Below are 14,181 nucleotides of genomic sequence, written 5' to 3'. Positions count from 1 at the left end.
CACCTCGAAAACGAGGGAGCCCACCCACCCGGTGAAGGGGTGAGTGGGCTCCGTCGGCCTTAACGCGGCGTCGATTTAGACGTCGTAGTACAGCGCGAACTCGTACGGGTGAGGCCGGATCTGAACGGGCATGATCTCGTTCTCACGCTTGTAGGAGATCCACGTCTCGATCAGGTCGGTCGTGAAAACGCCTCCCTCGGTGAGGTATTCGTGATCAGCTTCGAGACGGTCGATGACCGCAGACAGGGACGTCGGCGCCTGCGGGATGTTCGCGGCCTCCTCCGGCGGGAGCTCGTAGAGGTCCTTGTCGACCGGCGTCTGCGGCTCGATCTTCTTCTTGATGCCGTCCAGGCCGGCCATCATCATCGCCGCGAACGCCAGGTACGGGTTGCCCGAGCTGTCCGGTGCGCGGAACTCGAGGCGCTTGGCCTTCGGGTTGTTGCCGGTGATCGGGATACGCACCGCGGCCGACCGGTTGCGCTGGCTGTACACCAGGTTGATCGGGGCCTCGTAGCCCGGCACCAGGCGCTTGTAGGAGTTCACCGTGGGGTTGGTGAACGCCAGCAGCGACGGTGCGTGATGCAGGATGCCGCCGATGTAGTGACGGGCGATGTCCGACAGACCGGCGTAGCCCGACTCGTCGTGGAACAGCGGCTTGCCGTCCTTCCACAGCGACTGGTGAACGTGCATGCCCGAACCGTTGTCGCCGAACAGCGGCTTCGGCATGAACGTGACGGTCTTGCCGGCCGCCCACGCCGTGTTCTTGACGATGTACTTGAACAGCAGCACGTCGTCGGCCGCATGGAGCAGCGTGTTGAACTTGTAGTTGATCTCGGCCTGGCCGGCGGTGCCCACCTCGTGGTGGCCGCGCTCGATCGTGAAGCCGGCGTTCTGCAGGTTGGTGGTGATGTCGTCGCGCAGGTCGACGTAGTGGTCGTACGGGGCCACCGGGAAGTAGCCGCCCTTCGGGCGCACCTTGTAACCGCGGTTGGCCGAGCCGTCAGCCTCGAAGGGCTCGCCGGAGTTCCACCAGCCGGACTCGGAGTCGACCTCGTAGAAAGTGCCGTTGATCTTCGAGTCGAAGCTCACCGAGTCGAAGATGTAGAACTCGGCCTCGGCACCGAAGTAGGCAGTGTCGGCGATGCCGGTGCTGATCAGGTAGTTCTCCGCCTTGCGGGCCACGTTGCGCGGGTCGCGCGAGTAAGCCTCACGGGTGAAGGGATCATGCACGAAGAAGTTGAGGTTGAGCGTCTTGGCGGCACGGAACGGGTCGATGCGTGCGGTGACGGGGTCCGGAAGCAGCAGCATGTCGGACTCGTGGATCGACTGGAAACCGCGCACCGACGAACCGTCGAACGCCAGGCCGTCCTCGAAAACGCTCTCGTCGAACGCTGAGGCGGGGATCGAGAAGTGCTGGACCACGCCAGGCAGATCGCAGAACCGGATGTCGACGTACTCGACTTTTTGGTCCTTGATCAGCTTGAACAGGTCGTCAGCTGTCTTTTCTGCCACTTACTAACTCCTTCGGTGCAGCCGGTTTGACGCAGATATCGGCACGTGGGTTTGTTAACCCGCGGCTGACGCTATGGATCTGATGTTGCACGGTCGTCAAGCTCATGTTGCGCCGACGTTACGCAATGGACCTGCGGCGCTGGACAGGGGGATGCCGGAGGTCCGCATATCCTGGGGCCATGGCACGCGAACTCGGATCCTGGCTGTCCGGACCGGAACCGGTGAAGCCGGGCGACGACGCCGGGTGGCCGGGCCAGGAGTTGGGTCTGCCGGAATCCGGGCCTCGTTCGCTGGCACGGATGGGCCGGCGTTTCCTGGCACTGCTGATCGACTGGCTGATCGGTTACGGCCTGGCGGCGCTCGGGATGTCGTTGGGGCTGATCAGTATCTCGGTGCTGTCGACTGCCGTCCTGGCGATCTGGTTCGTGCTGGGCGTGCTGTCGGTCCGACTGTTCGGATTCACTCCGGGGCAGTACGCCCTCGGGTTGATGGTGATCCCGGTCGACAACCGCCAGCATGTCGGCAGTGGCCGGGCGATCGCCCGAGGCCTGCTGCTCGCCCTGGTGATCCCGGGACTGTTCACCGACGCCGACGGGCGCGGACTGCAGGACCGGCTGACGATGACGGCCGTCGTTCGGCGCTGACTCTGCTGTCGGGGTCGAGTGGCATACTCGAACACATGTTCGATGAATTGTTGGATGTCGACCTGACTGCCGCGGAGTCGGAGCTGGTCGAACGCATTGCGGCGATAGAGCGGCTGAAGTCCGCCGCCGCCGCGGCGCAGGCGCGGTTGACGGCCGCACTCGACAGCGGGCGGCGTGCCGCGGAGGCGGCGGCCGGGGTTCCTGCGGCCCGGCGGGGTCGCGGGGTGGCGGCCGAGGTGGCGCTGGCCCGGCGGGATTCGCCCACTCGGGGAAACCGGCATCTGGGATTCGCCAAGGCGCTGGTATACGAGATGCCGCACACGCTGGCCGCTTTGGAGAGCGGGGCGCTCTCCGAGTGGCGGGCCACGATTGTCGTGCGTGAGTCGGCCTGCCTCGATGTCGACGATCGACGTCGGCTCGATGCCGAATTATGTTCGGATCCGGCCGCTTTGGAGGGTGTGGGGGATAGTGCGTTGGCTGCCGATGCCAAGGCGATCGCCTACCGGCTCGACCCGCACGCAGTGGTGGATAGGGCGGCGAAGGCGGAGACCGAGCGCAACGTCACCATCCGCCCCGCCCCGGACACGATGACCTATGTGACGGCGCTGCTGCCGGTGGCACACGGAGTGTCGGTGTACGCCGCGCTCAAGCGAGAAGCCGACGCCTGTTGCGATGCTCGCTCGCGCGGCCAGGTGATGGCCGACACGCTGGTCGAGCGGGTGACGGGACGGCCGGCCGATCAGCCGGTCCCCGTGGCGGTCAACATGGTGATCTCCGATCAGGCGCTGCTCGGCGCGGACCGGGGCGCGGCGGTGATCGCCGGTTACGGTCCGGTGCCCTCGGCGGTGGCGCAGAAGATGATCCTGGACACGGTGGCCGATGTGCGCTCGCGAGCCACGCTGCGCCGGCTGTACGCCAGTCCGGCCACCGGCGCGCTGGTTGCTCTGGAATCGCGGTCGCGGCTGTTCCCCAAGGGGCTGGCCGCCTTCATCGAGCTGCGGGATCAGCGTTGCCGCACCCCGTATTGCGATGCGCCGGTACGGCATCGCGATCATGCCAGGCCGCACCGGGGTGGCGGCGCGACGTGCGCGGAGAACGGGTTGGGCACATGCGAGGCGTGCAACTACACCAAGGAAGCCCCCGGTTGGCGGGTGATCGCCGGGACCGCGGAAACTGGCAGGCACGCAGCAGAATTCATCACACCGACCGGAGCGCACTATCACTCGGCGGCGCCGCCGATGCCCGGCACGCCGAAGGTGCCGCTGAGTCAGGCCGAGCTCTACCTCAACGGTGAGCTGGTGCGGGTGATCGCCGCCTGACTAGACCTGGTGGCGGACCTGTCCGTTCATCATCGTCATCGTCACGGTCGCACGGTGGATGTCGTGCGGGTCGATCTCGAAGATGTTGGAATCCAACACGATCAGATCGGCGCGCTTGCCCACCTCGACCGACCCGACTTTGTCGTCGAGCCGGATCTGGTAGGCGGCGCCCATCGTGTTGGCGTGCACGGCCTCGGCGACGGTCAGCTTCTGATCGGCCGGCGCCAGCACGGGCGCATCGGGCTGGCCGATCAGCTGGCGGGTCACCCCGATCTGGATGGAATCGAGCGGCTTGTAGGTGGAGAAGTAGCCGGCCGCGGGCCAATCTGTGCCCAGCGAAACCCGTCCGCCGGACCGCAGGATGTCCTGCACGCGATAGAACAGCTCCTGACGGGGTTGGCCGTATCGTGCTGCCATGTTCTGCATGGTGTCCGGATCGGCCGACATCCAGTTGGCCGAAAACTGGCCGGTCACACCAAGTTTGCCGAACCGCTGGCTGTCGGGATCCTGGACGTAGACCAGATGGGCGATGGTGTGCCTGCGGTCGCGCGACGGGTTGACCGCGATCGCCGCCTCGATCGAATCCAACGCCGTGCGCGCGGTGTGCTCACCGCAGGCGTGCACATGGACATCGAAGCCGGCCGCGTCGACCTCGCGTATCAGCTGGCGCCATTGTTCCTCGGTGAACGGCGACCCGCCGATCGAATCCGGTTTGTCCGCATACGGCTCGATCAGCCACGCGGTGTATCCACCCTGGGTGCCGTCGCCGATGATCTTCACCGCGCCGACGGTCACAAGTTCGGTCGAGACCCGGTTGCGGATATCGGTCAGCTTCGCCACCGCGTCGTCGACCGGCGGGGCTTTCACGCTGTAGGAGGCCACGACCCGGAACGGCAACCCACCACGCCGCTCCAAATCGGTGTACAGGGCGATCACTGCGCCCTGATCTTCGCCGATCGGCGGTACCCCGGCATCGAAGACCGAGGTGATCCCGGCCGCCGAGGCCTTCGGCAGCCACGTCTCCAGCAGCGTCTGCATCGAGTGCGGCGAGATCGGATCGACGGCGTTCACCAGGCTCAGCACCGCGTCGACTTCGAGGAGATACCCGGTCGGGTCGCCGTGCTCGTCGCGGACGTAATAACTGAACCCGGGAATCGGGTCCGGGGTGTCGCGGCCGACGCCGGCGATCTGCAGCGCCTTGCTGTTGGCCCACATGCTGTGGCCGTCAATGGCGAAGAAGAACCCGGGCCGGTCCGGCAGCACCCGGTCCAGCTCTTGCCGGGTGGGCCCGTCCGGCCCGAACATATCGACGCGCCAACCGAATCCGCGCACCGGGCCGTCCGGATGCTGCGCCGCATACGCGGCGATCGCGGCGAGTGCGTCCGCCCCGGTGGGCACCTGCAGGTCGACGCCACTTGTCAGAAACGAGCCGAGGAACGGATGGATGTGGCCCTCGACGAACCCCGGCAGCATCAGGTTGCCCTTGAGGTCGACGACGCGGGTGTCCGGGCCCTCCAGCGCCGCCGCGCCGGCGTCGTCGCCCACATAGGAGATGGTGTTGCCCGTGACTGCCACCGCCTGCGCCCACGGCTGCGTGGGGGACACGGTGTGGATCCGGCCACCCCGGAACACCACATCGGCGAACGTCGTCGCGCCCGTCGCGGGTTGTTTACCGCCACAGGCGGCCGCGGCCGTCGCGGCCGCTGTCACCGCAGCAGCACGCAGCGCCGTCCGACGCGTCAGAACCCCGGACCCCAAGGCGCTGAAATGCGGCGCCCACTCACAAGCAGTACAGATGACATCCCCCCGAAATTGGTCAGCGCCTGCGGACGGTGCGTTGCACGCCCTTCATCTTGGCCTGTGCGGGCAGCGGGCCCTTGGGCATCGCGGCCGGACCCATCCGGGAACCCAGCGCGACGAGCTTGGACTCCAGCGAGTCCATCTGCTTGACGGTGATGTTGGCAGGCAGCTTGGTCAGATGTCGCTCCAGCTTCGCCAGCGGCACCTCGCCCTCGCCGTTGCCGACGATCACGTCGTAGATCGGGATGTCGCCGATCAGTCGCGCGGTGCGCTTCTTCTCCTGAGCCAGCAGCGGCCGCACCCGAGCCGCGGAACCCTCGGCGACGAAGATCACGCCCGGTCGGCCGATCACCCGGTGCACGGCGTCGAAGTGGCCGGTGGCCGCAACCCCCGGCGTCACCCGCCACTTGCCGCGCAGGTTGTCCAGTGCCCAGGCGGCGGCACCCGTCTGCCCCTCGGCCTTGCGGAACACCGACTTCTGCGCGCGCCGCCCGAAGATGATGAACGCCACCAGGGCGCCCAGCACGACACCGAGCACGATCAGCAGGTAGAGGGTGATCCCGCCGGCCAGCACGCCGGCGACCGCCGACGCGGCCACGATCAACACAAACGCGCCGATCATGTAGGGGAGCAGCCGCTTGTCTTCCTTGCGCTGCATCTGGAACGCCTGCCACAACTGGCTGCGGCGCTGCTTGGCTGCGGCCTTGCTGGCGGCTTTCGCCTCGGCCTTGGCTGCCTTGTTCTCGGCAGCGTTACGGGTTTTCGCCATAACTACCAAGAATACGGAACGGCGATCAGCGGTAAGCCGCGGTCACCGGGATAGCTTGTGCGCATCCGCGGCCTGCTGGTACAGCCGGCCGGCCCGATAGGAGGACCGGACCAACGGGCCGGACAGAACCCCGGCGAAACCCAGCCCCTCGGCGTATTCGGCCAGCGCGACGAACTCCTCCGGCTTGACCCAGCGCTCCACCGGATGATGACGCACCGACGGCCGCAGGTACTGGGTGATCGTCACGATGTCGCAGCCCGCGCCGTGCAGGTCGGCCAGCGCGGTGTGCACCTCGTCGATGGTTTCGCCCATACCGAGGATGAGGTTGCTCTTGGTGACCAGACCCGCCGCGCGGGCAGCAGTCAGGACATCGAGGCTGCGCTGGTAGCGGAACGCCGGGCGGATCCTCTTGAAGATCCGTGGCACCGTTTCCACGTTGTGCGCGAACACTTCTGGGCGCGAATCGAACACCTCACGCAGCAAGGCGGGCTCGCCGTTGAAGTCCGGGGCCAGTAGTTCGACGCCGGTGGCCGGGTTGAGTTCCTTGATGGCGCGCACCGTCTCCGCGTACAGCCACGCCCCGCCGTCGGGCAGGTCGTCGCGGGCCACGCCCGTCACCGTCGCGTAGCGCAGCCCCATCGCGGCCACACTCTCGGCCACCCGGCGTGGCTCGTCGCGATCCAGTTCAGCGGGCTTGCCAGTGTCGATCTGGCAGAAATCGCAGCGGCGTGTGCACTGCTCGCCACCGATCAGGAATGTCGCTTCCCGGTCTTCCCAGCACTCGAAGATGTTGGGACAGCCCGCTTCCTCACACACGGTGTGCAGTCCCTCGCGGCGCACCAGGCTCTTCAGCGCTGTGTACTCCGGACCCATGCGCGCACGGGTCTTGATCCACGGCGGCTTGCGCTCGATCGGGGTCTCGGCATTGCGGACCTCCAGGCGCAGCAGCTTGCGGCCTTCTGGAGTGACTGTCACGTTCTCAAGCTTACGGGCAGGCGGCCGTCGAGGGCGTCACACACCGCGTCGGCCACCCGAGTGCGGACGCCGTCGACGCCGACGTGGCGGCCCAGTTCAGCCGTCAGCGAAGTCACCCCCGCATCGGTGATTCCGCACGGCACGATCGCCGAGTACGCGCCCAGATCGCAGTCGCAGTTCAGTGCGAAGCCGTGCAGTGTGGTGCCGCGGGCCACCCGGATTCCGATCGCGGCGATCTTGCGGTTTCCGTCCACCCAGACACCGGAGCGACCTTCGACCCGGCCGGTCTCCAGGCCCAGTCCGGCGCATACCGAGATCAACGATTCCTCAAGCCGCCGAACATAATTCACCACATCCAGCGGCTCGGCCAGCCCGATGACCGGATAGCCGACCAGCTGGCCTGGGCCGTGCCAGGTGATCTTGCCGCCACGATCGGTGTCGACCACGGGTGTGCCATCCATGGGCCGTTCGTGGGCTTCGGTGCGCTTACCGGCGGTGTACACCGCCGGGTGTTCCAGCAGCAGCATCGTGTCGGGCCCGCCGGCCACTCGGGCATCGGCCAGCTCGCGCTGCAACTGCCAGGCGTCCTGGTAGTCGACGGTGCCCAGCTGGCGGACCTGCATGCCCGCTGAGCTCGATCGAATGGATTCCCGCACCCAATCGACGCTACTACCCCTGAGCGGACGTCGTGGCGTAGGCCAGCGCCTCGCCGATGGTGTTGTGGTGGAAGACGAACCCGGCCCGTTCCAGGGCGGCGGGGATCGCCCGCTGGCCGTCGATCAGGCCCTCGTCGGCGAACTCGCCCAGCAGGGTGCGCAGGGCGAACCCGGGCACCATCAACGGCGTCGGCCGGTTCAACGCCCGGCCCAGTGCGGCGGTGAACTCCGAATTGGTCACCGGAGCGGGTCCGGTGAAGTTCACCGGACCGGACAGGTCGCTGTTGTTGATCGCGAACAGCAGCGCGCGGACCTCGTCCTCGAGGCTGATCCACGGCATGTATTGCCTGCCGTTACCGATCCGGGCGCCGAGCCCCAGGCTGAACAGCGGTCGCAGCCGGGCGAGCACACCGCCGCCGGGGGAGAGCACCAGGCCGGAGCGGGCCAGTACCACCCGGGCGCCGGCATCCTCGGCGGCCAGCGCCGCAGCCTCCCAGTCCAGGCAGAGCCGGGACAGGAATCCGCCTCCGGCAGTGGCGGTTTCGTCGACGACCCGGCTTCCGGTGTTGCCGTAGTACCCCACCGCGCTGGCGTTGATCAGCGTCGGTACCCCGGCGTCGGCGACGGCCGCGGCGATCACCTCGGTGGGGCCGATGCGGCTGTCGCGCAGGCTCTGTTTGAACGAACCCGACCACCGTTTGTCGCCGACGCCGACACCGCAGAGGTTGATCACCGCGTCGACGCCCGCCAGCCCGGCCGGGTCGAACTCGCCGCTGTCGGGATTCCAGTGCAGTTCGTCGCCGTTGGCCGGCGCCCGGCGCACGACGCGCAGTACGCGGTGGTCGGCGGCGCGCAGCGCCGACACCAGTGCCGAGCCGATCAGGCCGGACGAACCGGCGATCGCGACGACGAGCCCGCCCGTTGGTTGGCTCATGGCGTCACAACCCCAGGTCGGCCTCGAATGCCCCTTCTTCGAGACGCCGCTTGACGGTGGTCAGGAATCGGCCGGCATCCGCGCCGTCGATCAGCCGGTGATCGTAGGTCAGCGGTAGGTAGCAGATGGAGCGCACGCCGATCGACTCGTTGCCGAGCTCGTCGACGATAACCCGGGGCCGCTTGACGATCGCACCGGTGCCCAGCATCGCCGCCTGTGGCGGCACCAGAATCGGGGTGTCGAACAGGGCGCCCTGGCTGCCGATGTTGGTGATCGTGAACGTGCCGCCGGACAGCTCGTCGGGCTTGAGGTTGCCGCTGCGGGCCCGGTCGGCGATGTCGTGGATGGCGCGCGCCAGCCCGGCCAGCGAGAGATCGCCCGCGTTGTGCACGACCGGCGAGAGCAGGCCCTGCTCGGTGTCCACCGCGAAGCCGAGGTTCTCGGCGTCGTAGTAGGTGATCTCCTTGGTGTCCTCGTTGTAGCTGGCGTTGATGTTCGGGTGCGCTTTCAGCGAGTCGATCACCGCGCGGGCGATGAACGGCAGGTAGGTCAGGTTGACCCCCTCACGCTCGGCGAAGCTCGTCTTCGCCTTGGCCCGCAGCGCCACGATCTTGGTCATGTCGACCTCGTGGGTCTGCGTCAGCTGTGCGGTGGTCTGCAGCGATTCGCGGGTCTTCTTGGCGGTGATCTGCCGGATCCGGTTCGCCTTCTGCGTCGTGCCGCGCAGATGTGCCAGCGGTGACGGTGCTGCCGCGGCGGCGGCAGCGGCCGGTGCCTTGGCGGGAGCCGCGGCGGGCTGCTCGGGTTTCGACGTCTTGGCCTCAGCGGCAGCCAGCACATCCTGCTTGCGGATGCGGCCGCCGACACCGGTGCCCTTGACGCTGGCGAGGTCGATCCCGTTCTCGGCAGCCAGCTTTCGCACCAGAGGAGTGACGTAGGGGCTGCCGTCGGACGCGTCGCCATCCTCGGCGGCGGCCGGTGCGGGGGCCTGCTTGGGCTCGGGCTTGGGCTCGGGCTCGGGCTTGGGTTCGGGCTTCGGCTCGGGCTTGGGTTCGGCCTTCGGCTCGGGCTTGGGTTCCGGTTTCGGTTCGGGCTTGGGTTCGGGCTTCGGCTCGGCCTGCGGCGCGGCGCCGGCATCCCCGATCTTGCCCAGTTCGCCACCGACGGCGACGGTGTCGTCCTCCTCGGCCGTGATGGACAGCAGCGTCCCGGCCACCGGTGACGGGATCTCGGTGTCGACCTTGTCGGTGGACACCTCGACCAGCGGCTCATCGACCTCGACCGAGTCGCCGACCTTCTTCAGCCACCGGGTCACGGTTCCCTCGGTGACGGACTCGCCGAGTTCGGGCATCAGCACCGGCGTCGCCGACCCTGACGACTCCGAGGATCCCGACGACTGCGCGGGTTCGGGTTCCGGCTCAGGTTCCGGTTCTGGTTCTGGTTCTGGTTCTGGTTCTGGCTCCGCCTGGGTCTCCTCGGCCGGGGCCTCGGACGACTCGGCCGGGGCTTCAGACGACTCGGCCGGGGCCGCCGACGACTCGGACTCCTCACCGGGGTCACCGATCACCGCGAGCTCGCCGCCGACCTCGACGGTGTCGTCCTCCTGCGCAACGATCTTCGTCAGCACACCGGATGCGGGAGCGGGAATCTCCGTGTCGACCTTGTCGGTCGACACCTCAAGCAGAGGCTCGTCGACCTCGACGGTGTCGCCCTCTTGCTTCAGCCACCGGGTGACGGTCCCCTCGGTGACGCTCTCACCGAGTGCCGGCATCTGGACGGAGACGGCCATTGTGTTGACTCCCTCGAACGGTCAGTCGTGCGGGTCGGACTTCTGGCATACCACAGCGTCGTGTACCCATCCTGTCATTGCCGGGCCACCCGCACGCACTCAGGGCGACGTGTGATTTCTCTGGCACCATCGAAGGGAAGGACCGCCGGAAGGAGTGCATCGGAGTTGGGGCTGTTCGACAGGTTCCGGTCTACCCGCCGGGCTGATTCCGCGCTCGCCGCCGATCGGCGGCACCTGCACGAATGGGCTGCGCAGCGCACCGGGGTGGAGGCCTACGTCGAGCCCAAGACCAGCGTGACCCCGATGACCGTCGTGCTCGTGGCCGCCGACGGTGAATGGACCCGTCGCCCTGCCGACGGTCCGGCCGGTGCCCGCCGACTCGGTGAAGAGCTCGGAATTCCTGTCTATGACGTGCAGAAAGTCGGGTATCCGCAGCGGATGCGCGACTATGACGCTCGGCGGCGGATCGAACGCCGCCGCCAACGAGACCTGGAGTTGTGATGACCATGCGCTATGTCGACAGCACCGACGGGACCCGCCTGGCGGTCTACGAGGAGGGCAATCCCGACGGCCCGACCGTCGTGCTCGTGCACGGCTACCCCGATTCGCACGTGGTGTGGGACGCGGTCGTGCCGCTACTGGCCGACACGTTCCGGGTGGTCCGCTACGACAGCCGCGCCGCCGGAGCGTCGACGGGGCCGAAATCGTTCTCGAAGTACACGATGGCCAACTTCGCCGACGACTTCGACGCCGTCGTTGCCGAATTCAGTCCCGGCCAACCCGTGCACGTGCTCGGCCACGACTGGGGCTCGGTCGGCATGTGGGAGTACCTCGGTCGGGCCGGTGCCGGTGACCGGGTGGCGTCGTTCACCTCCGTGTCGGGACCGAGTCTGCACCACCTGATCCGCTACGTGCGCGACGGGCTGAAGAAGCCGTACCGGCCAAAGTTGTTCGTGCGCGCGCTCTCTCAGCTGCTACATGTCACCTACACGGCCGCGCTGTCGGTTCCGGTGCTGGCGCCCGCGGCCATGCGGCTGGGCTCCGGGGTCATGCGCGCCGGACTCACCCGCGGCATTCCGAAGGATCTCGTGCATTACGGCGGGACGTTCGCCGACGACGCCGCCAGGGGCACAAAGATCTACCGGGCCAACGCTCTGCCCGCGCTGATCCACCGTCCGCTGGACTTCCACGTCGACGTTCCCGTGCAGCTGATCGTCAACCTCGACGATCCGTTCGTGCTGCCCCACGTCTACGACGACACCGCTCGGTGGGTGCCTCGGCTGTGGCGCCGCGACCTGCGCGCCAAGCACTGGTCGCCATTCACCCATCCACAGGTGCTGGCCGCCGCGGTCACCGAACTGGCCGAGCACCTGGACGGCAAACCGGCCGCCCGTGCACTGTTGCGGGCCCAGGTCGGCCGGCCGCAGAAGGACTTCGGCGACACCCTGGTCTCGGTCACCGGAGCCGGCAGCGGCATCGGCCGTGAAACCGCGTTGGCCTTCGCCCGGGACGGCGCCGAGTTGGTGATCAGCGATATCGACGAGGCCGGCCTCAAGGACACCGCGGCCAAGATCGGCGCACTCGGCGCGATCGCGCATCCCTATGTGCTCGACGTGTCCGACGCCGAGGCCGTCGAGCGATTCGCCGACGAGGTGTGCGCCGCCCACGGGGTGCCCGACATCGTCGTCAACAACGCCGGCATCGGGGTGGCCGGAGCCTTCCTGGACACTCCCGCAGAGCAATTCGACCGCGTGCTGGACGTCAACCTCGGCGGCGTCGTCAACGGCTGCCGCGCGTTCGCCCGCAGGCTCGTCGAGCGCGGCACCGGCGGCCACATCGTCAACGTGGCGTCCATGGCGGCCTACTCACCGCTGAAGGGGCTGAACGCCTACTGCACGTCCAAGGCGGCGGTGTACATGTTCTCCGACTGCCTGCGTGCCGAATTGGCTGGCGCCGGAATCGGATTGACCACGATCTGCCCCGGCATCATCAACACCAACATCGTGTCGGCCACCGAGATGATCGCACCATCGGGCAAGCGGGCCGCCGTCGCGACCCGGCGCGCGCAGCTGGAGAACATGTTCGACCGGCGGGGTTACGGGCCGGACAAGGTGGCCAAGGCCATCGTCTCCGCGGTGAAGAAGGACAAGCCGATCCGGCCGGTCACCCCCGAGGCGTACCTGCTCTACGGGACGTCGAAGGTGCTGCCGCAGGGGATGCGCAGCATCGCCCGCGCCGGCGTGGTCTAGCCGTTCGCGGCGATGTCCTCCAGGACGGCGAACATCGTCCGGGTCGGCACCCCGGTGCCGCCCTTGGGCGTGTAGCCCCACGGGCCGGAGGTGTTGTACGCCGGCCCGGCGATGTCGATGTGCGCCCACTGCACACCGTCGGCGACGAACTCCCGCAGGTACACCCCGGCGACCAGCATGCCGGCGAAGCGCTGCGAGCTGACGTTCGCCAGATCGGCGACAGTCGACTTCAGATCGTCCTTCAACTCGTCGGGCAGCGGCATCGGCCAGGCGTTCTCGCCCTCGGCCTGTGAGATCCGGGCCACCCGGTCGCGGAAGTCCTCGCTGCCCATCACGCCCGGGGTGCGGCCACCCAGCGCGACGGTCTGCGCGCCCGTCAGCGTCGAGGTCTCGATCAGGTAGTCGGGCTGGTCCTCGCAGGCCCGCACGATCGCGTCGGCCAGGATCAGCCGGCCCTCGGCGTCGGTGTTGAGCACCTCGACGGTGATGCCGCCGTACTGGGTCAGCACGTCACCGGGGCGTTGCGCGGTCGACGACGGCATGTTCTCGGCCATCGGCACTGTCGCGATCACATCGATCGGCAACCCCTGCTTGGCGGCCAGCACGACCGTGGCGATCACCGCTGCGGCGCCGCCCATGTCGGAGGTCATGTGGTGCATCGACGCGGCCGGCTTGATCGAGATGCCGCCGGTGTCGAAGGTGACACCCTTGCCCACCAGGGCGACGGTCTTAGCGCGCTTGCCCTTGGCGCCGCGATAGGCCAGCCGCACCAGCCGCGGCGGGCGCGACGATCCCTTGCCCACCCCGATGATGCCGCCGTAACCGGCCTTGGCGAGCGCCTTCTCGTCGAGCACCTCGACCTTCAATCCGGCGGCTTCACCCAAAGCCTCTGCCCGCTTGGCGAATTCGCCGGGGAACAGGTGGCTGGGCGGGGTGTTCACGAAATCGCGTGCGGTGGCCACCGCGGTGGCGATCGCGGTGGCCCGGGCGGCGTCCTTCTTGGCGCCCGCCGCAGTGCTCAGCGCGATGATCTTGCTCAGCGCGGCTTCCTTCGGCGCGGTCTTCGCGCTGCGGAACTCGGTGAACCGGTAGCTACCCAGGATCAGGCCCTCGATCGCGGCCTCCAGGTCCAGCTCGGTCAGCGTGGTGATGACGGTGTCGACCCCGGACAGCGAGCGGGCGGCCACCCCGGCCGCACGACGGATGACATCGGCCGGCCACTCGTCGCGCGGCGCGCCGAGCCCGACGGCCAGCACACTGCCGACCGCGAGCGACGGCACGTGCAGGCGGGTGACCTGCTCGGCGCCGCCCTTGGCGCCCAGCGCACGCAAGACCACCCCGATCTCACCGATTGCCTCGGCGTCCAGAAACGGGCCGCCGACGACGGTGGGGGAGCCGTCACCGGCTTCCCCTCCCAGGCCGGTGACGACCGGGACGATCAGCACCGACGACTGCGCGCGCTTGGGCAGTGAGGTCGCGACGGTGACAGTGGGGGCGGCGTATCCAGGTTCGGTGCTCACGAGGATTCACAGTA

General features: G+C 68.1%; 12 protein-coding genes. 4 read left to right on the top strand and 8 right to left on the bottom strand.

Features of this window, described 5'->3' with window-relative positions:
- Positions 1–75: 75 nt before the first annotated feature.
- Positions 76–1,512, bottom strand: coding sequence for a type I glutamate--ammonia ligase (gene glnA, locus AB4879_RS27360; protein ID WP_036344627.1), 1,437 nt, complete (start codon positions 1,510–1,512; stop codon positions 76–78).
- Between the two features lie 179 nt (positions 1,513–1,691).
- Between glnA and AB4879_RS27355 the strand changes: the two genes are divergently transcribed.
- A complete protein-coding gene (locus AB4879_RS27355; RefSeq protein WP_102805486.1) occupies positions 1,692–2,156 on the top strand; it encodes an RDD family protein in 465 nt (154 codons plus the stop codon).
- A 35-nt stretch (positions 2,157–2,191) separates the two neighbouring features.
- Positions 2,192–3,475, top strand: a complete 1,284-nt coding sequence (locus AB4879_RS27350) for a DUF222 domain-containing protein (RefSeq protein WP_370510075.1) — start codon at positions 2,192–2,194, stop codon at positions 3,473–3,475.
- Here AB4879_RS27350 and AB4879_RS27345 read toward each other — a convergent pair whose 3' ends face one another.
- From AB4879_RS27345 to sucB, 6 genes are read right to left on the bottom strand one after another with little or no spacing between them, the layout of a single operon-like run.
- Positions 3,476–5,272 (bottom strand): amidohydrolase, encoded by a 1,797-nt coding sequence (locus AB4879_RS27345; RefSeq protein WP_370510245.1) that lies wholly within the window; start codon positions 5,270–5,272, stop codon positions 3,476–3,478. It abuts the gene before it with no gap.
- 19 nt (positions 5,273–5,291) lie between these two features.
- Positions 5,292–6,044: a DUF4191 domain-containing protein gene (locus AB4879_RS27340; RefSeq protein ID WP_370510074.1), complete on the bottom strand. Its 753-nt coding sequence runs from the start codon at positions 6,042–6,044 to the stop codon at positions 5,292–5,294.
- Between the two features lie 42 nt (positions 6,045–6,086).
- A complete protein-coding gene (lipA, locus tag AB4879_RS27335; RefSeq protein WP_370510073.1) occupies positions 6,087–7,019 on the bottom strand; it encodes a lipoyl synthase in 933 nt (310 codons plus the stop codon).
- A complete protein-coding gene (gene lipB, locus AB4879_RS27330) occupies positions 7,016–7,675 on the bottom strand; it encodes a lipoyl(octanoyl) transferase LipB (protein ID WP_370510072.1) in 660 nt (219 codons plus the stop codon). Before lipB ends, lipA begins: the two co-directional genes overlap by 4 nt.
- A 13-nt stretch (positions 7,676–7,688) precedes the next feature.
- Entirely contained in the window at positions 7,689–8,609 is a 921-nt protein-coding gene (locus tag AB4879_RS27325; protein ID WP_370510071.1) for a TIGR01777 family oxidoreductase, read from the bottom strand.
- Between the two features lie 4 nt (positions 8,610–8,613).
- On the bottom strand, positions 8,614–10,398 hold the full coding sequence (sucB, locus tag AB4879_RS27320) for a 2-oxoglutarate dehydrogenase, E2 component, dihydrolipoamide succinyltransferase (protein ID WP_370510070.1): 1,785 nt from the start codon (positions 10,396–10,398) through the stop codon (positions 8,614–8,616).
- Between the two features lie 165 nt (positions 10,399–10,563).
- On the opposite strand from sucB, the gene AB4879_RS27315 reads away from it, so the two are divergent.
- Positions 10,564–10,899, top strand: a complete 336-nt coding sequence (locus AB4879_RS27315; RefSeq protein ID WP_370510069.1) for an oxidoreductase — start codon at positions 10,564–10,566, stop codon at positions 10,897–10,899.
- On the top strand, positions 10,899–12,647 hold the full coding sequence (locus tag AB4879_RS27310; protein ID WP_370510068.1) for an SDR family oxidoreductase: 1,749 nt from the start codon (positions 10,899–10,901) through the stop codon (positions 12,645–12,647). The genes AB4879_RS27315 and AB4879_RS27310 overlap by 1 nt, the downstream gene beginning before the upstream one ends.
- Here the strand turns inward: AB4879_RS27310 and AB4879_RS27305 are convergent.
- Entirely contained in the window at positions 12,644–14,167 is a 1,524-nt protein-coding gene (locus AB4879_RS27305) for a leucyl aminopeptidase (RefSeq protein WP_370510067.1), read from the bottom strand. The two genes, AB4879_RS27310 and AB4879_RS27305, sit on opposite strands and share 4 nt — an antisense overlap.
- Between the last annotated feature and the right edge of the window lie 14 nt (positions 14,168–14,181).

The organism is Mycobacterium sp. SA01, assembly GCF_041287105.1.
Classification (GTDB): Bacteria; Actinomycetota; Actinomycetes; order Mycobacteriales; family Mycobacteriaceae; genus Mycobacterium.
This window is presented reverse-complemented; position numbering and strand designations above follow the sequence as displayed.